This is a genomic window from Acidisoma sp. 7E03, from assembly GCF_054665075.1.
This window is the reverse complement of record NZ_BAAFHE010000007.1, coordinates 24,861-50,000: the sequence shown is the minus strand read 5'-3', so window position 1 is coordinate 50,000 and position 25,140 is coordinate 24,861. Positions and strand designations below refer to the sequence as shown.

Genomic DNA, 25,140 nt, shown 5'->3' with positions numbered 1-25,140 from the left:
CATCCTCCTGCCCCACCACGCGGTGGCGCAGCTCATCCTCCATCCGCAGCAGCTTGGCGCGCTCGCCTTCCAGCATCCGCTCCATCGGTACGCCGGTCCAGCGGCTGACAACGGAGGCGATCTGCTCCTCGGTCACCGCTTCGTTGACGAGACGCCCCTCCCCGCCCTGGCTTTCCGCGATGTCGCGCTCAAGCTGGGGGATGACGCCATAGAGCAGCTCCGACGCGCGGCCGAGGTCGCCGCGGCGCTGAGCCACCTCCACCTCCGACCGTGCCTGGTCGAGCTTCTCCTTCAGCTTCTGCGCGTCCTGCAGCCGGTCCTTCTCGTTGCGCCAAGCGGTGGTCAGCGCATCCGACCGCTCCTGCAGCTCGGCCAGCTCATGCTCGAGCTTCTCCAGCCGGTCCCGAGACGCGGCATCCTCCTCGCGCTTCAGCGCCTCGCGCTCGATCTTGAGCTGCAGCAGGCGGCGGTCCAGCTCGTCGAGCTCCTCGGGCTTGCTGTCCACCTGCATGCGCAGGCGGCTGGCCGCCTCGTCCACGAGGTCGATCGCCTTGTCGGGCAGGAAGCGGTCGGCAATGTAGCGGTTGGAAAGGGTGGCCGCCGCCACCAGCGCGCCATCGGTGATGCGCACGCCGTGATGCAGCTCGTATTTCTCCTTGATGCCGCGCAGGATCGAGATCGTGTCCTCGACCGAGGGCTCACCCACGAAGACCGGCTGGAACCGGCGTGCCAGCGCCGCATCTTTCTCGACATGCTTGCGGTATTCGTCGAGCGTCGTGGCGCCGATGCAGTGCAGCGCCCCCCGCGCGAGCTCCGGCTTGATCAGGTTCGAGGCGTCCATCGCGCCATCGGCCTTGCCGGCGCCGACCAGCGTATGCATCTCGTCGATGAAGAGGATGACCTCGCCCTGCGCGGCCTCGATCTCCTGCAGCACGGCCTTCAGCCGCTCCTCGAACTCACCGCGGAACTTGGCACCGGCCACCATCGCGCCGAGGTCGAGCGAGAGCAGCTTCTTGTTCTTCAGTGCCTCCGGCACGTCGCCATTGACGATGCGCGCCGCGAGGCCTTCGACGATCGCGGTCTTGCCGACACCGGGCTCGCCGATCAGCACCGGATTGTTCTTGGTGCGGCGCGCCAGAACCTGGATGGTGCGGCGAATCTCCTCGTCCCGGCCGATCACCGGGTCGAGCTTGCCGCTCCGCGCCTGCTCGGTCACGTCACGGGCATATTTCTTCAGGGCATCGAAGGTCGATTCGGCCGCCTGGCTGGTGACCTTGCGGCCCTTGCGCATCTCCGTCACGGCGCGGTCGAGCGACTGGGCGGTAGCGCCGGCCTCACGCAGCGCGCGCGCCGCCGGGCCATCGCTCGCCGCAAGCGCCACGAGCAGCCGATCCTGCGCGACATAGTCATCCCCGGCACGCTGCGCCGCTGTCTGGGCGGCATCCAAAACGCGCACGAGGTCCGGCGTGATCTGCGGCTGGCCGGCACCGCCGCCCTGAACCTTCGGGTTCTTCGAGACCTCGAGGTCGACGGCGCGCTGTGCCACCTGCGGGTCGCCGCCGGCGGCGCGAATGAGGCCGGAGGCCGCCCCCTCGGGGTCGTCCAGCAGCGCCTTCAGCAGATGCTCCGGGGTGATCCGCTGGTGAAAGTCGCGGATGGCGATGGTCTGAGCGGCCTGCAGGAACCCGCGCGACCGCTCGGTGAATTTTTCAATATCCATAGGCATGTCCCTTTTCTCTCAAGGCGACTGGCAGAACCCGTCCCTCACGAGGCGACGGGCTCATTCTACGGATAAGAAGGTAGGAAGCGCTTTGCGCTACCTCAAGAGGGTGTGAAGTCGAGATCGTCGAAAGGCACCTCCGTGACGGCCGCGCGCTCCACCGCTCGGACCTTCTCCGGAGCTGCGGCGGGTGCTTTGGGAGCCGGCGCCGGCTCTGGGCTGTTCGAGCCCGCCTCGTCCGCCGGCAGCGGCTCTCCCACCATCACCTCGACATTGACCGACATTGAGAGAAAATCCTCCGGCCGGCCGAGATAGCCGCCGGAGAGCGGGGTCGCTTGATGCGGCTCACGGGCCGTGCAGACCCGGATCAGATTGCGCCCGGCGATGAGGCCGTTGGTGGGATCGTATTCCACCCAGCCCGCGCCCGGCAGGTAGATGGTGCACCAGGCATGGGTGGACCCGCCGCCGATCATCGGATCGACGCTGTCCACCAGGGCCGGGTCATAGAGGTAGCCGGAGACGAAGCGCGCCGCGAAGCCCAGCGCCCGCGCCGCCTCCATCATCAGCACGGCGAAGTCCCGGCAGGCACCGCGGCGCGTGGTCAGCGTCTGCAGCGGCGCATGGGTGCCCTTGGCCTCTCGCGCCTCGTAGGCGAAGTCGGCCTTGATTGCCTCGGTCATCCCCATCAGCAATTCCTGCGTCGGGGTATGGCCCGACTTCCGCAGGAAGCGCCGGGCCCAGGCCTCGATTTGCCGGTCCGGATCAGGATAGTGCGGCTCGATCAGGCGGCTGAGATCAGGATATTCGTCCCCGGCGTAGCGGAAGGGGTAGATCTCCGCCACCGGGTCGATCGGCAGGCGCTCGTGGCCGGGGAAATGCTCGAGATCGAGAGTGGAGACGATCTGGAGCCGGTCCGTCAGCATGTCCGGCCAGTCGAGATAGCAGATGGAATTCCCGAAGACGTCGTGCGCCCAGCGCGTGGTGGCGCCCCCCGGCAGAATGCCGAGCGTCGCATCCAGTAGGCGAAGGTCGTGGCTGTCCCGCGGGCGCATCATCAAGCGATGCTCCGTCAGGCGGACGGGTACTTCGTAGGTGTAGTCCGTCGTGTGGACGATGCGAACGCGCGGCATGGCCGCTCCTTCAATTGCCGCGCGCGGAGGTGGACCGGCGGATCACGCGGCTCTCTGGCCGGGCCGCCGCATACGAGGGCCGATCATACCGGTGCAAGTGCTCCGCACGCGGCTGCGTATCCGGCCGACACGCCCGAGCCCCTGCAGCCGGCGATCGAAGAAGGCGAGGGCACCGGCCTGATCCGCCTCGACGTCGTTCAGCCAGTAGAGCAGGGTTGGCACCAAAATGGCCGCCAAGCTGGCCCGCTTGGTGTACCAGCTGACATCCTCAGACTGGTCCCCAGCCGCGTCCCAGACCCGGTCGGCCAGATGCGACAGGATGCGGGCGGAGGCTGCAGCCCGGTGTGGCAGCAGCCCGTGGGCGAAAGCGCGGCGCACCGCCTCCTTATGTGGATCCAGCGTGGCGAGCAGCGCGGCGACCACGGCACGCACCTTCTTGGAGAGGCGTGTCTCGCTTTCGATCTGAGGCTGCGCCGCCGTCACCGCGCGGTCCAGCATGACGGTGAAGAAGCTGTCCAGCATCTCCGCCGCGCCATTGGGGAATAGGACCTCGGCTTCACCGGCGTCGCGGCCGGCCGCCGCCAGCGCCTCGGTCAGCGCTCGTTTGGTCCAGCCGAAGCGCTCGACGAAGGGCAGCAGAAGGTCGATCGTCTCCGCCGTCTCGGCATCGACCCGCGGCTCCACCTGGTCGCTCATGATGATCTCCCTGCCTCTTCGCCCTCGCCGGGCAGCGCCGGCGTGAACCGCGCCAACTCCTCATTGAAGCCCATGAGCGTGAAGTCGCTCATCCGCATTGGATAGAGGATACCGTCCAGATGGTCCGTCTCATGCTGTACCACCACTGCATGCAGACCCTCTACGTCGCGCTCGATGGCCTGTCCGTTGCGATCACGCGCGGTATAGGTGATCTGCGCGAAGCGGGGAACGGCGGCGCGGAGCCCGGGGATCGACAGGCAGCCCTCCCATCCCAGCCGGCGGGCGTCGCTCCGCGGCGTAATCTCGGGATTGATGACGGCCTGGGGCGGAAGCGCCGCCTCGCCGCTCCGCTCTGCCGGTAGATGGAAGACGAAAAGACGAAGCGGAACATGCACTTGCGGAGCGGCAAGGCCAACGCCCCCCGCATCCAGCATGGTCTCGATCATGTCGTCGATCAGCCGCTGGACCTCCGGATGCGCCGGGTCCTCGACAGGTGCCGCGCGGCCCAGCAGGACGGGATGGCCCATGCGCGCAATCTTGAGAATGGCCAATGGCAGCTCCGGCAAAAATGAGGCGGAAAGGATTTGGATCAGGCAGGCGATCATGATATAGCGCCCGCCTGATCCGGGATGCCTTTACCCTTTTTCGATCCCGACCTTTATAGCAATTCCATGAGATGGAGCAGGCGGCCAGGTGCAGGTTCTCGTTCGTGACAACAATGTCGATCAGGCGCTGAAGGCGCTGAAGAAGAAGATGCAGCGCGAAGGGATCTTTCGCGAGATGAAGCTGCGTCGCCATTTCGAGAAGCCGTCCGAGCGCCGGGCGCGCGAGGCCGCCGAGGCCGTGCGGCGTGCGCGCAAGATGGAGCGCAAGCGCCTGGAGCGTGAAGGCTTCTGACAAGAGTCACGTCAGACTGCGAAAAACCCGCCCTAACCGGCGGGTTTTTTTATTTTGTGCGGCGCACCGAGTTGTGATTTTAGCTAAAATCCCGGTGATTCTCGCATCTTAGTCGTGCCCCGCGGCAAATGGGGCAACTGTGGCAGAGTTTTGCCCCAGCAAGGCCAGAAACCACGCCTATCTGTTGCTTCGACAAGGCAGATGCCTGCCGATTGCAGGAGATGAGAGCATGCGGATTGCCCAAATCGCACCTTTGGCCGAAGCAGTGCCTCCGAAGTTCTACGGCGGCACCGAGCGGGTCGTTTCTTACCTCACTGAGGAACTGGTCAACCTCGGCCACGATGTGACCCTGTTCGCGAGTGGCGACAGCGTGACCCGCGCCGAGCTGGATGCGGTGTGGCCCCAGGCCCTGCGCCTAGACCCCACCATTCGTGACAGCCTGGCGCCTCTGGCCATGCTGCTCGAGCGGGTGCGCCAGCGGGCGGACGAGTTCGACGTCCTGCACTTCCATCTCGACTATTGGCCGGCGTCGCTCTTCGCGCGCCATCATATCCCTTACGTGACGACACTGCACGGGCGCCTCGACCTCCCGGAACTTCGCCCGGTCTACGCCGAACTTCCGCCGATGAACGTCGTTTCCATCTCGGAATCGCAGCGTCGTCCGCTCAAGGAAGCGAACTACGTGGGCACGGTGCTGCACGGCCTGCCGGCCGATCTTTTGACGCCGCAGCCGGGCGCTCAGCCTTCCTACCTCGCCTTCCTCGGCCGCATCTGCCCCGAGAAGCGGCCGGATCGCGCCATCCGCATCGCCCGTGCGGCCGGCATTCCGCTGAAGATCGCGGCCAAGGTCGACAAGGTCGATGCCGAATATTTCGAAACTGTCATCGAGCCGATGATCGCCGAAGGCGGCGTTGAACTCGTCGGTGAAATCAACGAAGCCCAGAAGCCGGGCTTCCTCAGCAATGCGCATGCTCTACTGATGCCCATCGATTGGCCGGAGCCCTTCGGCCTCGTGATGATCGAGGCGATGGCCTGCGGCACGCCGGTCGTCGCCTACAACCACGGTTCCGTGCCTGAGATCATCGACGACGGCGTGACGGGCTTCATCGTCGAAGACGAGATGGGCGCCGTCGCAGCTCTGCGGCGTCTGCCGGAGATTTCCCGGGCGACCGTACGGGCAACCTTCGAGCGCCGCTTCACCGCCCGCCGCATGGCCGAGGACTACCTCGCCATCTATCGGGATCTGTCGATGGCGCGGCGTCCCCGCTTGCGCATCGTCGGCTGATCCGCCGGGACCTAGTCCACAACGAAAGAGGGGCGCGCCTGATGGCGCGCCCCTTTTCATGCACGGTTCGTAACTGCCTCCACCTGGAGGCCGAAACGACGGATTAGATCGCCTTGAGGTTGGTGGCCGCCGCCTTGCCGCGCTCCATGGCGACTTCGTAGCTCACCTTCTGGCCCTCATTGAGACCGCGAAGGCCGGCGGCCTGCACCGCCGTGATGTGGACGAAAACATCCTTGCCACCATCCTGGGGCATGATGAACCCAAAGCCCTTGGTGGTGTTGAACCACTTCACAGTGCCGATCGCCATAGCTGTACTCATCTCCGTCTCGAATAAACCGCGCGCCGCAACACTCGGGCCTTGGAAACTTGACGACGCCGCCAGACAGAGGCGCAACAAGGCAGGCCAGAATTTGAATGCGTATTAGCCATGCAGAAAACGGCAGGGGTTGTCAATCGGAATGGGCCGGCCCACCGGCCATAGAAAAAGGGGCAAGCAGTGCTTGCCCCTTTCCCGATGAACACTTCGAAAAGATCGGTTCGGGGAGAAAGACCTTCTGCCCCGTCCCGCTCTTCTGCGGCTCTTAGAAGTCCATGCCGCCCATGCCACCCATGCCGCCCATGTCGCCGCCCGGAGCCGGAGCCTTCTTCTCCGGCTTCTCGGCCACCATGGCTTCGGTGGTGATCAGCAGGCCGGCCACCGAGGAGGCATCCTGCAGCGCGGTGCGCACGACCTTCGCGGGGTCGATGATGCCCGCGGCCACCAGGTCCTTGAACTCGCCGCTCTGCGCGTCGTAGCCCCAGGTGTACTCGTCCTTCTCCAGCACCTTGCCAGCGATGACGGCGCCATCGGCACCCGCGTTCTCGGCGATCTGGCGCAGCGGCGCCTGGATGGCCTTGCGGATGATCTCGATGCCGAACTGCTGGTCGGAGTTGTCCCCCTTCACGCCTTCCAGGATCTTGGAGGCGCGGGTCAGGGCCACACCACCGCCCGGAACAATGCCTTCCTCGACCGCGGCGCGGGTCGCATGCAGCGCGTCGTCGACGCGATCCTTGCGCTCCTTCACCTCGACTTCAGTCGAGCCGCCAACGCGGATCACCGCAACGCCACCGGCCAGCTTCGCAAGACGCTCCTGCAGCTTCTCACGGTCGTAGTCGGAGGTCGTCTCTTCGATCTGAGCGCGGATCTGCGCGCAACGGCCCTTGATGTCCTCGGCGTTGCCCACACCCTCGACGATCGTGGTGTTCTCCTTCTCGATCAGCACCTTCTTGGCGCGGCCGAGCATGTTCAGCGTCACGGTCTCGAGCTTGATGCCGAGATCTTCGCTGATGACCTGGCCACCGGTGAGGATCGCGATGTCTTCCAGCATGGCCTTGCGGCGGTCGCCGAAGCCCGGCGCCTTCACCGCCGCGATCTTGAGGCCGCCACGCAGCTTGTTCACCACGAGGGTCGCCAGCGCCTCACCTTCCACGTCTTCCGCGATGATCAGCAGCGGCTTGCCGGACTGCACGACGGACTCGAGCAGCGGCAGCATCGGCTGCAGGCCGGACAGCTTCTTCTCGTGGATGAGGATGTACGGGTTGTCGAGGTCGGCGATCATCTTCTCCGGGTTCGTGATGAAATACGGAGAGACGTAGCCGCGGTCGAACTGCATGCCCTCGACGACGTCGAGCTCGGTCTCGATGCCCTTGCTCTCTTCGACGGTGATGACACCCTCGTTGCCGACCTTCTGCATCGCCTCGGAGATCTTCTGGCCGATATCGGCCTCGCCATTGGCGGAGATGGTGCCGACCTGAGCGGTCTCGGAGGGAGAGTTGATCTTCTTGGAGCGGGTCTTCAGCTCCGCGACGACGAGGCCGACGGCCTTGTCGATGCCGCGCTTCAGATCCATCGGGTTCATGCCGGCGGCGACGGCCTTGAGGCCTTCGCGCACGATCGCCTGGGCGAGAACCGTGGCGGTGGTGGTGCCGTCACCGGCGAGGTCGTTGGTCTTCGAGGCCACTTCGCGCACCATCTGGGCGCCCATGTTCTCGAACTTGTCGGCCAGCTCGATTTCCTTCGCGACCGTCACGCCGTCCTTGGTGATGCGCGGGGCGCCGAAGCTCTTGTCGATGACGACATTGCGGCCCTTCGGGCCCAGCGTCACCTTCACGGCGTCGGCCAGGATGTCCACGCCGCGCAGCAGGCGGGCGCGGGCGTCGGTGGAGAAGCGAACGTCTTTCGCTGCCATGTGATTACGTCCTTCTAACGAAAAGAGACAGGATCGGTTTACGCCGAGGCGCCCGTAAGGCCGCCCGAGCGCTGGTTAGGCGACGATACCCATGATGTCGGACTCCTTCATGATGAGGAGCTCTTCACCATCGATCTTGACCTCGGTGCCGGACCACTTGCCGAAGAGGATGCGGTCGCCAGCCTTCACGTCGAGGGCAACGACGGCGCCCTGCTCGTTACGGGCACCGGGGCCCACGGCCACGACCTCGCCTTCCATCGGCTTTTCCTTGGCGGTATCGGGAATGATGATGCCGCCGGAGGTCTTTTCCTCCGCCGTGAGGCGGCGGACAACGACGCGGTCGTGCAGGGGACGGAACTTCATTCGGATCGCTCCTGAATGGCTATGTTGAAAGCCCTGAACCCGCTGGCGGCCCAGGTAGCGGCACCGGCCAGCGCGGTTTGGCACTCTCTGCCTGAGAGTGCCAGCGATCTAGACACAGGCTCGCCCGATGTCAACGATTTCGGCAGCACTTTCGCCCGTTGAGTGCTAATGACCTGAAATCACTCCATAATTTTGTTGAGCAATGGCGATGATTTTGTCATCGTTCTGCAAGCAAAGGGGGCAGAGCAGCTCCTGGAGCATCTCACGGAAAGGCATCACCACCCACTCCTCCCCCAGAGACAGGATGACAGAATGAGCCTCAGCCTTGCCTTGCGCGACTGGCGTTTGACCACCGCCGAGATCCTCTATCACCTGCCCGACCACCCTACCGTCCTGCAGACCTATATCTGGCAGGAGATGGACCTGGCACCGGATTACCCCTCCCTCCGCCGCTTCCTCGACTTCTGGAAACGCGAAATCGAGGGTCCGCTGCACTCCGTTCGCGTCGCCCAGGCCGGCACGCTCATCACCCCGCCCCGCTTCCAACATGTCGATCACAGCTTGAGCCTGCACTGACAGGGCGGTCGCGCGCGCTCGCGCCTGTCGCGCGGTGGCCGCATGAGAGGGTGCTTGCGGCCCGAGGGATGGAGGTGGTGCAATAGTAGCCCGGCATGGCCACCTCTGGCAGCCGGGGTCCCATCCGGGACCGTCCTCTTCGAAGGTTCCTGCTCATGCTGCCCTCCGCCACGCCCCTCGAGACGACAGACGCGCTCTTCTTCGGCCAAGCGACCAGCCAGCTGGACCGTAGCGCCGCCGACCGCCTGGTGCGGGAGAGCCTCGCCGGCGCCGATGACGGGGAGCTGTTCCTCGAATATCGCGAGAGCGAGGCTCTGGCGCTGGAAGACGGGCGCATCCGCACCGCGAGCTCCGATACCGCCCTCGGCTTCGGCCTCCGCGCCGTCTCGGGCGAGGCCACCGGCTATGCCCATGCCGGTGAGATTTCGGAATCGGCCCTCGGCCGCGCGGCGGAAAGCGTGCGCGCCGTCTGCTCCGGCCACGGCGGCGAGACGGGCGAACCGCCGCGCAGCACCAATCAGCGCCTCTACAGCGGCGATAATCCGCTCCGCAGCACCGAATTCGGCGCCCGCGCCGCGGTTCTTTCGGAGATCGACGCCTTCGCGCGGAGCCTCGATCCGCGCGTGACGCAAGTGATGGCCTCGCTCACCGGGGAATGGCAGGCGGTGCAGATCCTGCGCGCCGATGGCGAGCGCGTGGCGGATCTCCGCCCGCTCGTGCGGCTCGGCGTCTCCGTCGTCGTCGAACAGAATGGGCGGCGCGAAACCGGCAGCTTCGGCACCGGCGGCCGCTTCTCCTATGCCCAGCTGATGAGCGGCGACACCTGGCAGGCGGCGGCGCGCGAGGCCCTGCGCCAAGCGCTTCTCAATCTGGAGAGCGTCGCGGCACCGGCCGGCGAGATGGAAGTCGTCCTTGGCTCCGGCTGGCCCGGCATCCTGCTGCATGAAGCGATCGGCCACGGGCTGGAAGGCGATTTCAACCGCAAGCAGACCTCGGCCTTCGCCGGGCTGCTCGGCCAGCGCGTCGCCTCCCCCGGCGTCACCGTGGTGGATGACGGCACGCTGCCGGACCGGCGGGGCAGCCTGACGGTGGATGACGAGGGCACCCCCACCAGCCGCACCGTGATGATCGAGGACGGCATCCTCACCGGCTATATCCAGGACCGGCTGAATGCGCGCCTGATGAAGATGCGGGCCACCGGCAATGGCCGGCGGCAGTCCTACGCCCATGCGCCGATGCCGCGCATGACGAACACCATCATGCTCGGCGGCAGCCACAGCCCCGAGGAGATGATCCGCTCCATGAAACGCGGCCTTTATGCCGTGAACTTCGGCGGCGGCCAGGTGGACATCACCTCCGGCAAGTTCGTCTTCTCGGCCTCCGAAGCCTATCTCGTGGAGGACGGGAAGATCGGCGCGCCGGTAAAGGGGGCGACCATCATCGGCAACGGCCCGGATGCGCTGACCAAGGTCACGATGATCGGCAACGACATGGCGCTCGACCCCGGTATCGGCACCTGCGGCAAGCAGGGCCAGGGCGTGCCGGTGGGTGTCGGCCAGCCGCATCTCAAGATGGCCGGCCTCACGGTGGGCGGCACCGCACGCTGAACCAGCCCGACCGCGTCGCGCTCGCGCGCGACCGGCAGAGCGGGGTGGAATCCATCCACGCCCGCTTCTCCGGCCACGCCTATGATCTGCATCGGCATGACGAATGGCTGGTGGGTGTCACGGATCACGGCCTTCAAGGATTCTTCTGCCGAGGGGCGCGGCGCTTCAGCACACCCGGCCAGGTGATCCTGATCGAGCCCGAGGAAGCCCATGATGGCGAGGCCGTCGCGCCGGGCGGTTTCTCCTATCAGATGCTGTATCTGCCTCGCGCCTGGCTGAAGCAGGGCCTGGGCGACACGCGGGAGGCGGACCCCGGTTTCCCGGCCAGCCTCTGTGCCGACGCTGTGCTGGAGCGGGCCATCCGCCGCGCCTGTGGCGCCCTGCGCAGCCCCGGCGAACAGCTCCATCGGGATGCGGCGCTCGACGATGTGCTGGAACGGCTGCGGCCACATCTGCTGCGGCAGGCGCGGGTGAAGGGTGCGGTAGCCCCCACCCTCGCCCGCCGCGCCCGCGCCCGGCTCCATGCCGCGCTGACCGAGGATATCGGCGCCGATGCTCTGGCGCGCGAATCGGGTGCGGCCGATCGCTTCCAACTCGCCCGTAGCTTCCGCGCCGCCTATGGCACGGCGCCCCATGCCTATCTTCTACAGATTCGCCTGCTGGCCGCGCGCCGGCGCCTAGCCGCCGGGGAGGCTCCGGCGCAGGTCGCGGCCGCATGCGGCTTCGCCGATCAGAGCCATCTCGGCCGCCGCTTCCGCGCGGCCTACGGCACCACGCCCGGCGCCTATCGCGCGCTCTGCACGGGCGTTCCAGACAAGGCCGCCGCGATCGGCTGAATCATCGCCCCTCCACCAATGAGGGAATGGGCGTGTTCGAAACAAAGGTCGCCATTCTGGTGCGGGAGGATCTCGCGCAATGGCAGAAGCTCAACGTCACCGCCTTCCTGGCCACCGGCATTGCGGCCGCGGCGCCGGAGGCGATCGGCGAAATCTATGAAGATGCGGCGGGGCGCGGCCATGGCCGCATGCTGGTGCAGCCGATCCTGATCTATGCGGCGACGGCCGCCGTGCTACAGCGCGCCTTCGCCCAGGCAATCACGCGCGATCTGCAACGTGCAGTCTATGTTCGGGGCATGTTCGAGAGCGGGCACGACGCGGCGAACCGCGCCGTCTTCAAGGCGGAGCCCGCGGATGCGCCCGATCTGGTCGGGCTGGCGCTCCGCGGGCCGCGCCGCGAGGTGGACAAGGCGACGAAGGGCGCCGCCTTCCACCCCTGAAAGTAACGCCGCCTTACGGCGTGATGCCGGCCGGCAGCGGCGGCAGCGCGCTGTTGCTGGACGAAGACGAGGAGGCAGCCGCCGGGGCCGTCGTCTTGGTCGTCGTGGTGGTGGTCGCCGGAACGGCCGGAGTCACCGCCGGGGAGGCGCTGCTGCCCGAGGAGACGGGCATGGTGCCGAGCACGCCCGGCGCCGTGCTGGCCGGCGCGGCGGTACCGGTGGTCGCAGGCATCGCCGGGGTCAGCGGCGTCGGTGCGCCGGGGGTCGTGGTGGCCGGCGTCGAGAAATCCTGGCCCGTCGGCACCGGGTTGCCTTCCGGCAGGCCGAGCGCGCCACCCGGCATGGTCGGCGTCGCCGTGTCCATGGGTGTGACGACGCCCGTGCCGGTCGCCGCGGGTGCCGCCGTCATCGGCGTGACCACCCCGGTCGCCGGGGCGATCGAGGTGGTGCCGGGCCCGCCGAGCGGCGTTGCCTGCACCGGGGTCGGGGCCGCCGGGCCGCCGATCACCGCCGAGCCGCCGCCCACCAGCCAGCTCGGCAGGTTCTGGCGAATCTGATACTCGAGTTCGACATTCTCGGCATTCACCAGATCCTGCGTCATCGCATAGAGGAAGGCGCGCAGCGCATCCGGGCTCGTATTGTCGGGCATGGTGCGCGTGCGGGTGACGCTCGCATCGGTGAAGCCGCGCTGCCGCCCATCGGCGGAGGTGACGGTCAGACGCAGCGAGATATTGCCGACCGCCGTGTCGTTCACCTGGTTCAGAGAAGCCGCGTTGATGGTGACGACGGCGGTGCCGCCCGATCCGCCGGGGACGAGGCGATCCTGAATCATCTGCTGCACCGCCTGCAGCGGCGATTCCGGGCTCATCGAGTCGAGGCTGGAGCCGCCGGGGGCCGGCGCGTAGCGCACCACCGTCTGGATATTCGCGACGTTCAGCGAAATCGGCGCCAGGTAGTTATAGCGCAGCGGCGGGAAGCTCTGCGGCACCCCCTCGTCACCACCGCATCCGGCCAGCAGAAGCGGCGCGGCGAGACTGGCACCGAGCAGCATGGGGCGGAAGAAGGCGCGTCTCACCGTGGCAGTCTCCTATTGGTCCGAGGAAGGGGAGGGTTCGGGGCCGCCGCGCAGCTCGGCGCGGGGGAATCGGAAGTCGACGTTGCAGAACTCGCAGGTCATGACGATGTCGTCACCGGTCGCCATCTCGTCCAGTTCACCGGGGGAGAAGCGCTCCAGGATGCCGGAGAGCTTGGCGCGCGAGCAGCGGCAGCCATAGCCGAGCGCGCGCGGCCTGTCGGCCGCGACACCTTCGGCATGGAACAGCCGATAGAACAGATCCTCGGCCGGCAGCGCATCGTCCAGAAGTTCCGATTCCGAAACCGTGGACGCGAGGGTCACCGCCGTGTTCCAGCTATCCTCTGCTTCCGCGGCGGTGAGGTCGAGATTGGCTTCACCGCCAACCGCGATGCGTTCGAGGATGAGGGCGCTCGCACGCCAGCCCTTGTCCGTGCGCGCGCAGGCCAGGTGCAGCGCGCATTGGATCTGCTCGCTGGTGGCGAAGTAGTGCAGCGCCATGTCAGACAGCCCGGGGCCTTCGATCTGGACGATGCCCTGATGGCGTTCCATCTCCGGGCCCTGATCCACGGTGAAGGCCAGATAGCCCGCCCCCAAAAGGTCGGCATCGGTCGCGGCCGCGAGATCGGGGAGCAGCGTCAGGCTCTCCGCATCGGCGCGCGCATAGCCGCGCAGCGTGCCCTGGCTTGTACAATCGGTCAGCAACAGATTGACCGGTCCGTCGCCCTTGGCTTGCAGGCTAAAGGTTCCAGAAAACTTTAGCGCAGTCGCCAGTGCTGCGGTCAGCGCCAGCGCCTTGCCGGCGAGCTGCGTCACCCGGTCTTCGTTGTCGTGCCGCGTCAGCAGGGCATCGGCCAGCGCGCCGAGGCGCACCAGACGGCCGCGCACCGGCCGGCCAGGCAGAAAGAAGGGGGTGACGCCACGGGGCACGACGATGTCGGGCACGGGAGGACGGTCGCTGTCGAGAAAGGCGGGAAATTCGTTCATGACGCACTCAATTAAGCGGCCTTGCCCGGTTTCGCCATCCGTCGCGCGCGAATTGCCGACCTTCGTCCGCCTTTAGGGCCGCAGACGTAACAGGGGAATGGGCCCGAGGTTGACGTTTCCGTCATGCAGCGAGACCGGCAGGCCGAACCCGTCGCCGCCCTGGGCCTGGGTCATCAGCGCGAGCATCCCCGCCATGGCGTGGGCTTCCGCCGCCGTCATCACGTGACGGGCGGCGAGGCGGGTGAGCGCGGGCTCCACACCCTCGGCCTGCACCTGCGTCTCGGCCTGCAGCCGGCCGCTGTCGTCCAACCCGAACCGTCCGCGCGCGTCGAGCCTCAGGGGGCCTTGGACGAGACGAAAGCGGTTGAGCACCATCCCGCCCCCGGCGCGCCGCCAGGCGGCGGCATTCGCTTCAGCCGAAGACTGGGCGGCCCGCGCCGGCACCGGCCCCGACAGGCTGACATCGAAGGCGAGAAGCGAGGCATCGCCCAGCGCCGCGAGATGCGAGGGCGGCAGGCGCAGGTCATGCAGTTCGGCGGCGAGAGTCAGCGCTGCCGTGCCGGGACCGGCCGTGCCGTCGAACCGCGCGGCGGCGGCGAGCTGGCCGAGTTCTGCGGCCTGCGGCCCATGCGGCCCCGAGGCTGCGGCCAGAACGCCTTCGGCCGCCGCCTGGATGAGGCCGATCCCGCCATCGGGCCGCAAGGCCGCCTGCGCCCGCATCCGCCGCGCCTGGAAGACGAGCGGCGCACCCCCCGCCCGTGCCAGGCTCTGCCGACCGGTGACGGTGAAGGACAGCGCATCGAGATGCCGGATGTCGCGCCCGACCGTGAGCGAGGCCGCGGTCCAGGTGAAGCCGCCGGGCAGATAGGCGCGGCCGCCGGACACCGACAGATCGTCGAAGGTGACGCTCGCCGCCATCGGCCAGCCGGTGCGGCGCGGGGCCGCGTGCCGGATGGTCCAGCCCTCGGCCTGCCGCGCCGCCTCCCAGGCCGCGGCCTGGGTGATCAACTGGCCGCTCACCACGTACCACACGCCCGTCCACACGCCCCCCATCACCAGCAGGACGAGCAGCAGCAGAACCAGGAACCGCTTGAGGCTTCGGCGCATCTTCATGCACATCCATATCGCGATGCTGGCGCTTGCCGCCACCCCGGCCCCCGCTTATGCCTGCTGCCGATCGACAGTGACCGGAGACCAAGATGGCTGCGAAATCCGTGAAGAAAGTGGTGCTCGCCTATTCGGGCGGCCTCGACACCAGCGTCATCCTCAAATGGCTGCAAACCACCTACGGCTGCGAGGTGGTGACCTTCACGGCCGATCTCGGCCAGGGCGAGGAGCTGGAGCCGGCGCGCCGCAAGGCCGAGATGTTCGGCGTGAAGCAGATCTTCATGGACGACCTGCGCGAAACCTTCGTGAAAGACTTCGTCTTCCCGATGTTCCGTGCCAATGCCCTGTATGAGGGCCAGTATCTCCTCGGCACCTCCATCGCGCGGCCGCTCATCGCCCAGCGCCAGATCGAAATCGCCGAACAGGTCGGCGCGGATGCCGTGGCCCACGGCGCGACCGGCAAGGGCAATGACCAGGTGCGCTTCGAACTCGCCTATTACGCGCTGAAGCCGGACGTGACGGTGATCGCCCCCTGGCGCGAATGGGACCTGACGAGCCGCACCAAGCTCATCGAATTCGCCGAGGCGAATCAGATTCCAGTGACGAAGGACAAGCGCGGCGAAGCCCCCTTCTCGGTCGACGCCAATCTCCTCCACTCCTCCTCCGAAGGTAAGATCCTCGAAGACCCCGCGGTGGAGGCAGACGAGATCGTCTATCAGCGCACCATCAGCCCGGAAGCGGCGCCCGATGTGGCGACGACCATCACCATCGACTTCCATAACGGCGACCCTGTGGCGATCGACGGCGAGGCCCTGTCTCCGGCCGCGCTGCTGACCAAGCTCAACGCACTCGGGAAGGCCAATGGGATCGGCCGTCTCGACCTCGTCGAGAACCGCTTCGTCGGCATGAAGTCCCGCGGCATTTATGAGACGCCGGGCGGCACCATTCTGCTCGCGGCGCATCGCGGCATCGAAAGCATCACGCTGGATCGCGAGGCCGCACACCTCAAGGACAGCCTGATGCCGCGCTATGCCGAACTGATCTACAACGGCTTCTGGTTCAGCCCGGAACGGCGGATGCTGCAGGCGCTGATCGACACCAGCCAGGCCTCGGTGACGGGCCGGGTGACGATGAAGCTCTACAAGGGCAATGCGACGGTGATCGGCCGCGAAAGCCCGAACAGCCTCTATTCCATGAAGGTCGTGACCTTCGAGGACGACCAGGGCGCGTACAACCAGCAGGACGCGCAAGGCTTCATCAAGCTGCAGGCGTTGCGTCTTCGCCTGGGCGCCTCCGCCGGGCGGAAGGGCGGCAGCCTCTGAGCCGCCGCCGTCTCTCTCACTGATGTCGCCCTCTTCCGAAGGTCGTCCCCGGGCTTGACCGACCCGGGGACCTACTCAGCGACTTTGATGTAGCGTCGCCCGCGGACTTGATCCGCGAGCCTAGCCGCCGCGGCGCCGCGCCGCTCGAGCATCGCGACTTTCTCTGATAAGCGCTTGTCCCACACGAGCTTCCGAAAGGGGCCACCATTCGTTGTAAATGCAACGAAGGTGCGCACCCTCTCGCCACCTGACAGGCGTTGGGGAAAATCATTCCCCCCCGGATCTCTGTCAGGCTTGAAGGCGAGCCTCGTTTCCACGCACCAATTTTAGTCCAAACGGGTCCAAAGTGCAGTGCGACAAACCAGACCCATGAGAACACATCCGGTGGTCTTCATCGATCGTCCATCAAGCTCGATCGTCATCCTGTAGGTTCTGTCTCTGCGCATATCGTGCGCCGTGCCTTTGTACAGCGCATCGGATATCTCGCTGAGATTGAGCACCAGCGTGTCTCCGACTTTTTCCGGTCCATCGGGACGTCTGACCCAGGTGTTGACGGCGACCAGCTCAGATCCTTTCTCGGAGATGAGAACCTGCGTCGCGCCATCGTTTCTCGCCCAACGTCCAAGGATCGACTTGTCCTCGGCCGAGGAAGCGACGCTGGCGACCGAGGTGAGGACGAGACATCCCAAAACGGCGGCTGATGGCATAGCGGCCTTGGGTAGCAGATTGGCTATCATAGCTGACTTCCTGACCCTCCAAGTCGCAGAGCTTTTCTCTGCATTTGTTGCTTTACGGGTCTCGAAGGCAGTCGGATGCCAAGATTAACCGCTGATCATGGGGTGGAAATAATCCGCGCTTCAGGCACCACGGGCGATCGAGCCAGACATCCGTTTAACCCGGGCAGACAGCGGCCTCCGCCGTCGACTAAAACCCCGGTATGACAGAGACCTTGGTTGCCCTCGCCGTCGCCGACCCCGCCGATTACCCGGCGTTCAAGCGCGCGCTGCAGGCAGCCTTCGCCGTCGCTATTGTCGATGAGCTGGGAAGCCTGCCGGATGGACCCATTCCGTCCGACCGGGAGCTAGACGAGGCGATGGCGGCACCGGGGGCGGTCGTGCTGCGCATCCTCAGGGAAGGCCAGGCGGCCGGCGGCGCCGTCGTCACCATCAGTCCCGAGACGCAACGCAACACGCTCGATCTCTTCTTCATCGCCCTCGGCCAGGAAGGCCGCGGCCTCGGCTATCAGGCTTGGCGAGCGATCGAACGACGCTATCCGCAGACCCGGGTGTGGGAGACGCACACGCCCTATTTCGAGAAGCGGAACATCCACTTCTACGTCAACAAATGCGGCTTCAAGATCGTGGAGTTCACCCATGCCCGGCATCCGCACGCACAGCCGGATGGGCGGGACCCGCTGCCGGGGCTGGACGAAGGCTTCCGCTTCGAGAAGATCATGTGAGGCTCACCGCCGCCAGGTCTTCTCCCAGCGCTTCACCACCATGTCGCGCTTGAGCCGCGACAGGCGCTGCAGCCAGAAGATGCCGTTGAGTTGGTCGATTTCGTGCTGCAGGCAGACGGCGAGCAGCCCGTCGGCCTCTTCGGTCCCTTCGGCACCCTCCAGCGTCTGATAGGCCACCCGCACCCGCGCCGGGCGCTGCACCACCTCCGCGGCACCGGGCATGGAGATGCTGCCCTCCTCATGCCGCTGCATCTCCTTCGATCGCCAGAGAACGCGGGGGTTCACGTAGCACCGCACCGCGCCGGGCCTGAGTTCCAGCACCACGACGCGCTGCATCGCGCCGATATGCGGCCCGGTGATGCCGATGCCGGGGGCGGCGCGCATCGTCTCCAGCAGGTCCTCGACAAGCGCGCGCAGATCATCGTCGAAGGCGGTCACCGTCTCGGCCGGCTGGCGCAGGCGCGGATCGGGGAAGATTAGAACAGGGCGGATCGTCATGCCGCTGGTCTACAGGCTGCGCGATCGGATTCAACCACCGTGGCCGCTATCCCTGGCTGGCCGCCGGCATAGCCTCTGGGAACAACCCTCCCCCGACGCACCTCCCATCTTAGCTGGGTGCGTGCGAATACGGCAGAGGGCTGACGCAGATCGGGCGCCGTTTCCGCGCGACCGAGCCCGATGCTAGAAGCGGCGGCTCCCTGTGCCGACAGCGAAAGCCCCCCTCCATGCCGTCCTCTCCCATCTTCTACCTCGGCGACACGCCGCTGACGATCGCAGCCGTCGCCGCCATTGCCCGGGGGGAAGCCGCGGTCGCACTCTCCGAAAGCGCGTGGAATGCCATCGCCCAGGGCCGCACCATCGTGGAGGAGGTCGTCACCCGCGGTGTCCCCGCCTATGGCATCACCACCGGTGTCGGCAGCCAGAAGGACTTCGCCGTCAGCTGTGCGGCAATCTCGGAGTACAACGGGCTGATGATCACGGCGCACGCCACGGTCGCGCCAGGGCCCGAGGCGCCGCGCGAAGTGGTGCGGGGTGCGCTCGCCATTCAGCTGGCCCTCTTCGCGCGCGGCCGCTCCGGCGTGCGGCCGGAGCTGGTGGACAGTCTGCTCGCGCGGCTCGCGGCCGATGATCTGCCGGGCGCACGCCTCGGCAGTTCGATCGGCGCCTCGGACATCGTGGCCATGAGCCAGCTCGCCGTGCCGCTGCTGGGGAAGGCCGGCGTCGGGCCAGGGGGACAGGGGCCGCGCCCGATCGGCACGCTCGCCGCCAAGGAAGCGATCTCGCTGCTCAATTCGAACAGCCTGATGCTCGCCGAAGCCGTCCTCGTCCTCACCGAGATCAGGGCGGTGCTTGATACCGCAACCCTCGCTGGGGCGCTGTCGATGGAAGGTTTTCGCGGCAATCTCAGCACTTGGCGGGCGGAGGTCGACGAGGGTCGCGGCCAGCCGGGGCAGAGCCGCGTCGGGCACGCGCTACGGGCAGCGCTTGCCGGCAGCCGCCTTTGGCAGGCGGGGGAAGCGCGCTTCCTACAGGACCCCCTGAGCTTCCGCTGCATCCCGCAGATTCATGGCGCGGCAGAAGCGGCCTATGATTTCGCCCATGCGATCATCGAGACGGAGCTTTCGGCCGCCTGCGACAACCCGATGATCGATCTCGCGACCGGCACCTTCCTCTCCCACGGCAACATGGAGACGACGGCCTGCTGCCTCGCCCTCGATACGCTGCGCCAGGCAGTCGCCAAGCTCGTCGAGGCGGCGGGCCAGCGCATCCACAAGATCCAGTGGCCGAGCTTCACCGGCCTGCCTACGGGCCTCGCCCAGGAGCCGGGCGCCATCGGCGGCGTGCAGTTCCTCAACCTCGGCCATATCGCGGCCGCCCAGGTGGGCGCGGTGCGCCAGGCGGCGACGCCGGCGCTGCTCAATTTCTCGGGCCAGATCGGAGACGGCGTGGAGGATGTGGCCGGCAATGCGCCGCAATCCGTCGCCGAGACGGTGCGCAGCCTGGAGCCGGTCTGGACCGTGCTGACGCTCGAGATCCTCTGCGCCGTCTGGGCGATCCATCGGCGGAGCCTCGCCATCGCGGATCTGGGCGAAGGGCTGCGTGCCCTCGCCGCCGAGATTCTCGCGGCGCTGCCGATCGGGCGTGAGGGCGAAGCGATTTTCGACATCGGGCCGCTGATGCAGATGGTGCGGCGCGCGGCCGCCACGGCTCAGGCTATCGAAGAGAGGTGAGGCTGGAGCGGGCGAAGGGAATCGAACCCTCCTAGCTAGCTTGGAAGGCTAGAGCATTACCACTATGCTACGCCCGCCCGAGTGAGGCTCTTGATACCCGCCCGAGGGCGGGTATCGCAAGCCCCGGTCCGCGAGCCTCAGACCACGCGGAAATTGCCGAAGGCCCAGGGCTCGTCCTGGTTCAGCACTTCCGGGAAGAGCCGCGCGCGGTCCTGCAGCGGCGTCCAGTCGGAATAGACCCCCACCACCTCGCCGAGATAGGGCTTGGTGATCTCCAGGATGCGGTCGTGGTCGATCGCATCAGGCTCGATCACCCCGCGCTCCGGGTTCTCCATGGCCCAGATCACCCCGGCCAGCACCGCCGCCGTCACCTGCAGGCTGGTCGCGTTGTTGTAGGGCACGAGGCTGCGCGCCTCTTCGATGGAGAGGCGCGAGCCGAACCAATAGGCCCCCTTGGCATGGCCCATCAGCAGCACGCCGAGTTCGTCGGTGCCGGAGATGATCTCGTCCATCATCAGCCGGGTGCGGCTCTGCATTTCCCAGTTCTTGCCAGCGAGTTCATGCACCGACAGCACCGCGTCATCCGCCGGGTGATAGGCGTAGTGGACGGTCGGGCGATAGGTCGCCTGTTCGCCCTCGCCCACCGTGTAGTAGTCGGCAATGGAGATGGACTCGTTGTGGGTGATGAGGAAACCGTGGAAGGGGCCTTCCAGCGGCGTCCAGGTACGTACGCGAGTGGAGGCACCCGGCCGCTCCAGATAGATCGCGGCCCCGCAGCCGAAGGCGTGGCGGCGGCCATCCTGCGGGAAGGCCGGCTCATGCGTGCCCCAGCCGAGTTCGGCGGGCTGGCAGCCTTCGCCCACGAAGCCGTCGACGGACCAGGTGTTGACGAATTCGTCCCGCTGCTTCGGGATATCGGCAACCTGCGTGTCGCGCTCGGCGATGTGGATGACCTTGACGGAGAGCGTCTGGGCCAGCGCGGCCCATTCGGCGCGCGTCGTCGGCACCGTCGTCACCACACCGGTGTCCTCGGCGATGTTGAGGAGCGCCTGCTTGACGAAATGCGAGACCAGGCCGGGGTTGGCGCCATGGGTGATGAGCGCGGTCGGGCCACCCTGACCGCGCAGCGCGAGCGCCGATTCCCGCAGGCCGTAGTTGGAGCGCTCCGACGCCGACAGTGACGTGTCGGTATAACCGCCCGCCCAGGGCTCCACGCAGGTGTCGAGATAGAGTGCACCCACCTCGCGGCAGAAGCCGATGAGGGCGACGGAAGATACGTCCACCGACAGGTTGAGCAGGAAATCTCCCTGGCCGACGAGCGGCGACAGTACGGACGCGAAATTCTCCCGCGTCAGCGGCGAGACCGTGTAGATCACGGCCAGCGCCTCGGCCACCACGCGGCCGCGCTCGTCGGAATTGACGATGGTGATCTGGCTCGGCGCGAGGTCGATGTGGCGCAGCAGTAGCGGCAGAACGCCCTGGCCGATGCTGCCGCAGCCGACCATGACTAGGCGGCCCGAGAATGAAACATGCTTCACGTCGGTGAACTCCCGAAAAAGGGGCGAAGGGTGGCGGTCAGGCGGCGAGGTCGAAGACAGCGGCATCCTCCCCCGGATGGCCGGGAGTCAGCAGCAGGGGGCCGTCCACGACCTCGACCATCGTTGCCTGGTCGAAGCCGTTGAACTGCGTCGCGAGGCAGGCGCCATAAGCGCCGAGCTGGCCGACTTCGATCCAGTCGCCCTCCCGGATGTCCGCGGGCAGCCAGAAGGGGCCCACCATGTGGTCGGCGCTGTCGCAGGTCGGCCCCCAGAAGGAGAAGGGCACGAGGGTCCCATCGACGGCGCCCTCCGCACGGAGCAGGCGGACGGGGAAACGGAAGCCCGGCACGCCGGCATCCGACAGGCTGCCGTAGACGCCGTCATTGACGTAGAGCGCGTCACCCCGGCGCGCCTGCACCTGCAGCACGACGGAGGTGCCGGCCGCCACCAGCACCCGGCCGGGCTCGGCCCAGAGTTCCGCGGCCGGCAGGCCCAGTTCCTCGAAAGCGGCTTCGATCTCGGCGAAGTAGGCGCCGAGCGGAGGGGGCTCGAGATCGGGATAGCTCACCGGGAAGCCGCCGCCGACGTCGACGACGTCGATCGCGACACTGGCTGCGCGGATCACCTGGCCCGCTAGCGTCAGCGCCCGGCGATAGGCGAGCGGGTCCATGCATTGCGAGCCGACATGAAAGGAGACGCCGAGCTTCACCGCCTGCGGCCGCGCCGCGCGCAGCAGCGCCACTGCCTCGTCGAAGCCAGCGCCGAACTTGCCGGACAGGTCGTAGCGCGCGCCCCCCTTCGGCAGCGCGATGCGCACCACGAGCCCGAGATCGGCAGCACCGCCGGTCTCTTCCAGAATCTTGGCCAGTTCCTCGGCACTGTCGAGCACGAAGTCCCGCACCCCCTGATGGGCATAGGCTTCGGCGATCGCCGGGCGCGACTTCACCGGATGCATGAAGTGGATGACCGCCTCGGGAAAAAGCCCGCGCACCAGCGCCACTTCACCCGCCGATGCGCAATCGAAATGGCGCACCCCTCCGTCCCAGAGCGCGCGCAGCACCGCGGGTTCCGGATTGCACTTCACGGCATAGAGGGTGACGCCGGGAAAGCCCTGCACGAAGCGCGCGGCCGTCTCGGCGAGCAGCGCGGGCCGCAGGCAATGCAGCGGGTCGGCCGGGGCGAGCACGCGCACCGCCTCCTCGACTCGCAGCGGACGGTCAGCACGGGTGAAAGAGCCGCTCTGGGGACGGGTGACGTTCCGGGGGCGGAAATGGCTCATCGGGCAATCCTCCTAACACCCGCGGCTGGCCGCGAATGTGACGTCTTGAACAAGGTTCGGAGTACAGGACAAACCGCAGCCGCCCGGATTGAGCGTCAGCGGAGGGGCATGGGTCAGGCCGGCGTCACGCCGGCCGGGGACTCATGCGATTGTGCGATGAGAAGGCATCGCGCCGTGCGGAACAGAAAACATATCCGTTTCCCTTCAGGACACCGGTCAGTATTGGGACCGGTTGGACCAAAAAGGACGCGTTACGTCGTTGCTGTGCCCCTGGGGGGCTCGCGGCACGTGCGGGTTGCGTCAAGGCTCGCGCCGACGGGCGGCGCGGTCCCCCATATAGGGCCTTGCGCCTCGGGGGGGTGTGACGATCTCACGCCTCGGTTATGCTTCGGCCGCGCAACTTCGACGCACGGCTTGCCTTGATCGAAAGACGCGTCGCAGGATGCGGAAAAAGACGGGGAAAGGCATGCTGTCAGAGCGCGCGATGCGGCCGGAGGCCGGGGACCACTCCCCCGCGGCCGCGCGGGAACCGGGCACCGGCTGGGCAGATCCGTCTCCGACCACGCTGCAGGCGGCGGCACAGACGCTCGACATGATCGCCTTCCCCGCCTTTCTGCTGGCGCCGGACACCCGGATCCTGGCCAGCAACGCCGCCGGCCGGTTGCTGCTGCAGCGCTCCCCCGCCTTCCTCGATAGCCACGGCAAGCTCGCCATCCGCCGCACGAACGACGAGGCCGCCCTGTCCGAAGCGGTGCAGCGCTCCGCGCTCGCGCAGCAGCCGGTGCTGCTGCGCTTCCTCACCCGCCAGGAAGAGGCGAGCGCCTTGATGCGCATCGCGCCCGTGCTGGGGCAGCCGCTCGTCACCGTCTGCATCACCGAGCTGCGGGCGCCGCTGCTGCTTGCCCCTGGCTGGTCGCGCGCCGCCTTCGGTTTTTCGCCGCAGAATGCCGCTCTCGCGGAGAGCCTCGCGATCGGCCGCAGCCTCGCGGAATTCGCCGAGCTGGAGGCCCTGCCCATCGGCACGGTGCGCACGCGGCTCAAGAAACTGCTCCTGCAGACCGGCACCTCATCCCAGGCGCAGTTGGCCGCCATGCTGCTCCGCGCCTCCGGCATCATGGCCGGCGCGGAGGGGCTCGCGCCCGATCGGAAAGGGCGAAAAACCGCCTGACACAGGCGCTTCCCGGCCGTTTGACCTGCCGTCGCTTCGCGCTATGGTGCCGTCAGATCGGTCGTGGACAAACCATGCGGTGCCTGTGTCGAAAGCTTGCTCGCGGATACCAATCGCGCCGATCCGAGAGGAGCTTGACTGATGCTCATTGCTGGTGACGTCGGCGGAACCAAGACCCGCCTTGCCCTGATCTCGGCCGAACGAGGCCCGCGTGATTTTCTTGCGGAGCAGGAATATCCGAGCCAGGATTTTCCGGGCCTGCAGCCCATCATCGACACCTTCCTCAAGACCCACGGTCAGGGCGGACAGGTCACCCACGCCTGCTTCGACGTCGCAGGCCCGGTGATCGACGGCCGTGCCCATCTCACCAACCTGCCATGGAACCTCGACGAGCGCGTGCTGGCGCGTGACCTGAACCTCCAGAAGGTCAGCCTGCTCAACGATCTCAAGGCTATCGCCCATGCCGTGCCGCATCTGCTGCCGGAAGAGACGGCGGTCATCAACGCTGGCCGCGCGGTGCAGAACGCGGCCATCGGCGTGATGGCGCCCGGCACCGGGCTCGGCGAAGCCTTCCTCATCTGGTCGGGCGAAAAATACATCGCCTGCGAGTCCGAGGGCGGCCACACCGATTTCGCGCCCATCAACCAGATCCAGGCCGGCCTCTGGTCCTATCTGACGGACCGATTCCGTCATGCGGCCTATGAGCGCGTCTGCGCCGGCTCCGGCCTGCCCAACGTCTACGACTTCGTGCGGTCGCGCGATCCCGCGTCCGAACTGCCCGCCTTCGCCGAGGCTCTGCATGGGGCGCGGGACCGCACGCCGCTCATCGTCGAGGCCGCGCTCAAGGACCCTGACAACAACCCGCTGGCCGCCGAGACCCTGCGCATCATCATCGACGTCTGGGGCGCGGAAGCCGGCAACCTGGCATTGAAAGTCATGGCCACCGGGGGCATCTATCTTGCAGGCGGGATGCCGCCGCGGCTTGTGCCGCAGCTACAGGACGGCGCCTTCATGGCGACCTTCACGGCCAAGGGCCGCTTCGCCAATATGCTGCGCTCCATCCCCGTTCACGTGATCATGATCAACGCCGCTTTGCTCGGGGCTGCCATCTTCGGGCTCGAACAGGCGGCGGTAGCGTCGTAATCCCCGCCCGAAGGGTGTAGTCTGCCCCGAAGAGTGGCGAGGCGCCGACGACACGC

Annotated in this window: 25 protein-coding genes and 1 tRNA gene (1 of these 26 cut by a window edge); 11 read left to right on the top strand and 15 right to left on the bottom strand. The window is 67.0% G+C overall.

What is annotated here, in order from left to right:
* The 4 genes from clpB to def all read right to left on the bottom strand — a co-directional run.
* Positions 1-1,720, bottom strand: the 5' portion of a protein-coding gene (clpB, locus tag ACYQ6W_RS12285; RefSeq protein WP_459675609.1) for an ATP-dependent chaperone ClpB. It extends 866 nt beyond the left edge of the window; 1,720 of the gene's 2,586 nt are visible here — the first part of the coding sequence; the start codon lies at positions 1,718-1,720; its stop codon lies off the left edge, out of view.
* Between the two features lie 101 nt (positions 1,721-1,821).
* The gene (locus ACYQ6W_RS12280) at positions 1,822-2,850 is read right to left on the bottom strand and encodes a transglutaminase family protein (RefSeq protein ID WP_459675608.1); all 1,029 of its coding nucleotides are present in this window, start codon (positions 2,848-2,850) and stop codon (positions 1,822-1,824) included.
* A 42-nt stretch (positions 2,851-2,892) separates the two neighbouring features.
* Entirely contained in the window at positions 2,893-3,546 is a 654-nt protein-coding gene (locus ACYQ6W_RS12275) for a COQ9 family protein (protein ID WP_459675607.1), read from the bottom strand.
* On the bottom strand, positions 3,543-4,097 hold the full coding sequence (def, locus tag ACYQ6W_RS12270; RefSeq protein ID WP_459675606.1) for a peptide deformylase: 555 nt from the start codon (positions 4,095-4,097) through the stop codon (positions 3,543-3,545). Before def ends, ACYQ6W_RS12275 begins: the two co-directional genes overlap by 4 nt.
* 142 nt (positions 4,098-4,239) lie before the next feature.
* Here def and rpsU point away from each other — a divergent pair, with 142 nt between their 5' ends.
* Both rpsU and ACYQ6W_RS12260 read left to right on the top strand, forming a co-directional pair.
* Complete coding sequence (rpsU, locus tag ACYQ6W_RS12265; protein WP_141459012.1) at positions 4,240-4,443, top strand: 30S ribosomal protein S21; 204 nt, start codon at positions 4,240-4,242, stop codon at positions 4,441-4,443.
* Between the two features lie 229 nt (positions 4,444-4,672).
* The gene (locus ACYQ6W_RS12260) at positions 4,673-5,728 is read left to right on the top strand and encodes a glycosyltransferase family 4 protein (RefSeq protein WP_459675605.1); all 1,056 of its coding nucleotides are present in this window, start codon (positions 4,673-4,675) and stop codon (positions 5,726-5,728) included.
* A gap of 103 nt (positions 5,729-5,831) precedes the next feature.
* Here ACYQ6W_RS12260 and ACYQ6W_RS12255 read toward each other — a convergent pair whose 3' ends face one another.
* The 3 genes from ACYQ6W_RS12255 to groES all read right to left on the bottom strand — a co-directional run bounded on the left by ACYQ6W_RS12255 (position 5,832) and on the right by groES (position 8,319).
* Positions 5,832-6,035, bottom strand: a complete 204-nt coding sequence (locus ACYQ6W_RS12255) for a cold-shock protein (RefSeq protein ID WP_227309180.1) — start codon at positions 6,033-6,035, stop codon at positions 5,832-5,834.
* Positions 6,036-6,309: 274 nt separating this feature from the next.
* Positions 6,310-7,956 carry a chaperonin GroEL gene (gene groL / locus ACYQ6W_RS12250; protein ID WP_459675604.1) on the bottom strand — a complete coding sequence of 549 codons (1,647 nt, stop codon included), beginning with the start codon at positions 7,954-7,956 and terminating at the stop codon, positions 6,310-6,312.
* A gap of 75 nt (positions 7,957-8,031) precedes the next feature.
* Complete coding sequence (gene groES / locus ACYQ6W_RS12245) at positions 8,032-8,319, bottom strand: co-chaperone GroES (protein WP_459675603.1); 288 nt, start codon at positions 8,317-8,319, stop codon at positions 8,032-8,034.
* Positions 8,320-8,631: 312 nt separating this feature from the next.
* Here groES and ACYQ6W_RS12240 point away from each other — a divergent pair, with 312 nt between their 5' ends.
* From ACYQ6W_RS12240 to ACYQ6W_RS12225, 4 genes are all read left to right on the top strand, one after another.
* Complete coding sequence (locus ACYQ6W_RS12240; RefSeq protein WP_459675602.1) at positions 8,632-8,895, top strand: usg protein; 264 nt, start codon at positions 8,632-8,634, stop codon at positions 8,893-8,895.
* Positions 8,896-9,050: 155 nt separating this feature from the next.
* Positions 9,051-10,502: a metalloprotease TldD gene (gene tldD / locus ACYQ6W_RS12235; protein ID WP_459675601.1), complete on the top strand. Its 1,452-nt coding sequence runs from the start codon at positions 9,051-9,053 to the stop codon at positions 10,500-10,502.
* Positions 10,503-10,546: 44 nt separating this feature from the next.
* Positions 10,547-11,338 carry an AraC family transcriptional regulator gene (locus tag ACYQ6W_RS12230; RefSeq protein ID WP_459675600.1) on the top strand — a complete coding sequence of 264 codons (792 nt, stop codon included), beginning with the start codon at positions 10,547-10,549 and terminating at the stop codon, positions 11,336-11,338.
* A 32-nt stretch (positions 11,339-11,370) separates the two neighbouring features.
* Positions 11,371-11,778 carry a DUF2000 family protein gene (locus ACYQ6W_RS12225; protein WP_459675599.1) on the top strand — a complete coding sequence of 136 codons (408 nt, stop codon included), beginning with the start codon at positions 11,371-11,373 and terminating at the stop codon, positions 11,776-11,778.
* Between the two features lie 13 nt (positions 11,779-11,791).
* Here ACYQ6W_RS12225 and ACYQ6W_RS12220 read toward each other — a convergent pair whose 3' ends face one another.
* The 3 genes from ACYQ6W_RS12220 to ACYQ6W_RS12210 all read right to left on the bottom strand — a co-directional run bounded on the left by ACYQ6W_RS12220 (position 11,792) and on the right by ACYQ6W_RS12210 (position 14,950).
* Entirely contained in the window at positions 11,792-12,853 is a 1,062-nt protein-coding gene (locus ACYQ6W_RS12220) for a hypothetical protein (RefSeq protein WP_459675598.1), read from the bottom strand.
* 12 nt (positions 12,854-12,865) lie between these two features.
* On the bottom strand, positions 12,866-13,837 hold the full coding sequence (gene hslO / locus ACYQ6W_RS12215; RefSeq protein ID WP_459675597.1) for an Hsp33 family molecular chaperone HslO: 972 nt from the start codon (positions 13,835-13,837) through the stop codon (positions 12,866-12,868).
* 72 nt (positions 13,838-13,909) lie between these two features.
* Positions 13,910-14,950, bottom strand: a complete 1,041-nt coding sequence (locus ACYQ6W_RS12210; protein ID WP_459675596.1) for a DUF2125 domain-containing protein — start codon at positions 14,948-14,950, stop codon at positions 13,910-13,912.
* A gap of 86 nt (positions 14,951-15,036) precedes the next feature.
* Here ACYQ6W_RS12210 and ACYQ6W_RS12205 point away from each other — a divergent pair, with 86 nt between their 5' ends.
* A complete protein-coding gene (locus tag ACYQ6W_RS12205; RefSeq protein WP_459675595.1) occupies positions 15,037-16,266 on the top strand; it encodes an argininosuccinate synthase in 1,230 nt (409 codons plus the stop codon).
* A gap of 326 nt (positions 16,267-16,592) precedes the next feature.
* On the opposite strand, the gene ACYQ6W_RS12200 is transcribed toward ACYQ6W_RS12205, so the two are convergent.
* The gene (locus tag ACYQ6W_RS12200) at positions 16,593-17,003 is read right to left on the bottom strand and encodes a DUF2147 domain-containing protein (protein ID WP_459675594.1); all 411 of its coding nucleotides are present in this window, start codon (positions 17,001-17,003) and stop codon (positions 16,593-16,595) included.
* 200 nt (positions 17,004-17,203) lie between these two features.
* Between ACYQ6W_RS12200 and ACYQ6W_RS12195 the strand changes: the two genes are divergently transcribed.
* Positions 17,204-17,725, top strand: a complete 522-nt coding sequence (locus ACYQ6W_RS12195) for a GNAT family N-acetyltransferase (RefSeq protein ID WP_459675593.1) — start codon at positions 17,204-17,206, stop codon at positions 17,723-17,725.
* Between the two features lie 3 nt (positions 17,726-17,728).
* On the opposite strand, the gene ACYQ6W_RS12190 is transcribed toward ACYQ6W_RS12195, so the two are convergent.
* Positions 17,729-18,223, bottom strand: coding sequence for a peptide deformylase (locus tag ACYQ6W_RS12190; RefSeq protein WP_459675592.1), 495 nt, complete (start codon positions 18,221-18,223; stop codon positions 17,729-17,731).
* A gap of 227 nt (positions 18,224-18,450) precedes the next feature.
* On the opposite strand from ACYQ6W_RS12190, the gene ACYQ6W_RS12185 reads away from it, so the two are divergent.
* Positions 18,451-19,956: an aromatic amino acid lyase gene (locus ACYQ6W_RS12185; RefSeq protein WP_459675591.1), complete on the top strand. Its 1,506-nt coding sequence runs from the start codon at positions 18,451-18,453 to the stop codon at positions 19,954-19,956.
* Positions 19,957-19,959: 3 nt separating this feature from the next.
* On the opposite strand, the gene ACYQ6W_RS12180 is transcribed toward ACYQ6W_RS12185, so the two are convergent.
* The 3 genes from ACYQ6W_RS12180 to ACYQ6W_RS12170 all read right to left on the bottom strand — a co-directional run bounded on the left by ACYQ6W_RS12180 (position 19,960) and on the right by ACYQ6W_RS12170 (position 22,773).
* Positions 19,960-20,033: transfer RNA gene (locus ACYQ6W_RS12180), tRNA-Gly, on the bottom strand.
* A gap of 60 nt (positions 20,034-20,093) precedes the next feature.
* A complete protein-coding gene (locus ACYQ6W_RS12175) occupies positions 20,094-21,494 on the bottom strand; it encodes a homospermidine synthase (protein WP_459675590.1) in 1,401 nt (466 codons plus the stop codon).
* Positions 21,495-21,531: 37 nt separating this feature from the next.
* Positions 21,532-22,773, bottom strand: a complete 1,242-nt coding sequence (locus tag ACYQ6W_RS12170) for a type III PLP-dependent enzyme (protein ID WP_459675589.1) — start codon at positions 22,771-22,773, stop codon at positions 21,532-21,534.
* A 466-nt stretch (positions 22,774-23,239) separates the two neighbouring features.
* On the opposite strand from ACYQ6W_RS12170, the gene ACYQ6W_RS12165 reads away from it, so the two are divergent.
* Both ACYQ6W_RS12165 and glk read left to right on the top strand, forming a co-directional pair.
* Positions 23,240-23,941, top strand: coding sequence for a helix-turn-helix transcriptional regulator (locus ACYQ6W_RS12165; RefSeq protein WP_459675588.1), 702 nt, complete (start codon positions 23,240-23,242; stop codon positions 23,939-23,941).
* A gap of 141 nt (positions 23,942-24,082) precedes the next feature.
* Complete coding sequence (glk, locus tag ACYQ6W_RS12160) at positions 24,083-25,084, top strand: glucokinase (RefSeq protein ID WP_459675587.1); 1,002 nt, start codon at positions 24,083-24,085, stop codon at positions 25,082-25,084.
* Positions 25,085-25,140 lie beyond the last annotated feature (56 nt).

Bases quoted from the DNA above. Each gene is read 5' to 3' on its own strand.
- ACYQ6W_RS12185 (WP_459675591.1), top strand. From the start codon at position 18,451: ATGCCGTCCTCTCCCATCTTCTACCTCGGCGACACGCCGCTGACGATC.
- ACYQ6W_RS12165 (WP_459675588.1), top strand. From the start codon at position 23,240: ATGCTGTCAGAGCGCGCGATGCGGCCGGAGGCCGGGGACCACTCCCCC.
- ACYQ6W_RS12275 (WP_459675607.1), bottom strand. From the start codon at position 3,546: ATGAGCGACCAGGTGGAGCCGCGGGTCGATGCCGAGACGGCGGAGACG.
- ACYQ6W_RS12260 (WP_459675605.1), top strand. From the start codon at position 4,673: ATGCGGATTGCCCAAATCGCACCTTTGGCCGAAGCAGTGCCTCCGAAG.
- groES (WP_459675603.1), bottom strand. From the start codon at position 8,319: ATGAAGTTCCGTCCCCTGCACGACCGCGTCGTTGTCCGCCGCCTCACG.
- ACYQ6W_RS12280 (WP_459675608.1), bottom strand. From the start codon at position 2,850: ATGCCGCGCGTTCGCATCGTCCACACGACGGACTACACCTACGAAGTA.
- ACYQ6W_RS12255 (WP_227309180.1), bottom strand. From the start codon at position 6,035: ATGGCGATCGGCACTGTGAAGTGGTTCAACACCACCAAGGGCTTTGGG.
- groL (WP_459675604.1), bottom strand. From the start codon at position 7,956: ATGGCAGCGAAAGACGTTCGCTTCTCCACCGACGCCCGCGCCCGCCTG.
- ACYQ6W_RS12170 (WP_459675589.1), bottom strand. From the start codon at position 22,773: ATGAGCCATTTCCGCCCCCGGAACGTCACCCGTCCCCAGAGCGGCTCT.
- ACYQ6W_RS12205 (WP_459675595.1), top strand. From the start codon at position 15,037: ATGGCTGCGAAATCCGTGAAGAAAGTGGTGCTCGCCTATTCGGGCGGC.
- ACYQ6W_RS12190 (WP_459675592.1), bottom strand. From the start codon at position 18,223: ATGACGATCCGCCCTGTTCTAATCTTCCCCGATCCGCGCCTGCGCCAG.
- ACYQ6W_RS12195 (WP_459675593.1), top strand. From the start codon at position 17,204: ATGACAGAGACCTTGGTTGCCCTCGCCGTCGCCGACCCCGCCGATTAC.
- ACYQ6W_RS12200 (WP_459675594.1), bottom strand. From the start codon at position 17,003: ATGATAGCCAATCTGCTACCCAAGGCCGCTATGCCATCAGCCGCCGTT.
- ACYQ6W_RS12210 (WP_459675596.1), bottom strand. From the start codon at position 14,950: ATGAAGATGCGCCGAAGCCTCAAGCGGTTCCTGGTTCTGCTGCTGCTC.
- glk (WP_459675587.1), top strand. From the start codon at position 24,083: ATGCTCATTGCTGGTGACGTCGGCGGAACCAAGACCCGCCTTGCCCTG.
- ACYQ6W_RS12240 (WP_459675602.1), top strand. From the start codon at position 8,632: ATGAGCCTCAGCCTTGCCTTGCGCGACTGGCGTTTGACCACCGCCGAG.
- hslO (WP_459675597.1), bottom strand. From the start codon at position 13,837: ATGAACGAATTTCCCGCCTTTCTCGACAGCGACCGTCCTCCCGTGCCC.
- tldD (WP_459675601.1), top strand. From the start codon at position 9,051: ATGCTGCCCTCCGCCACGCCCCTCGAGACGACAGACGCGCTCTTCTTC.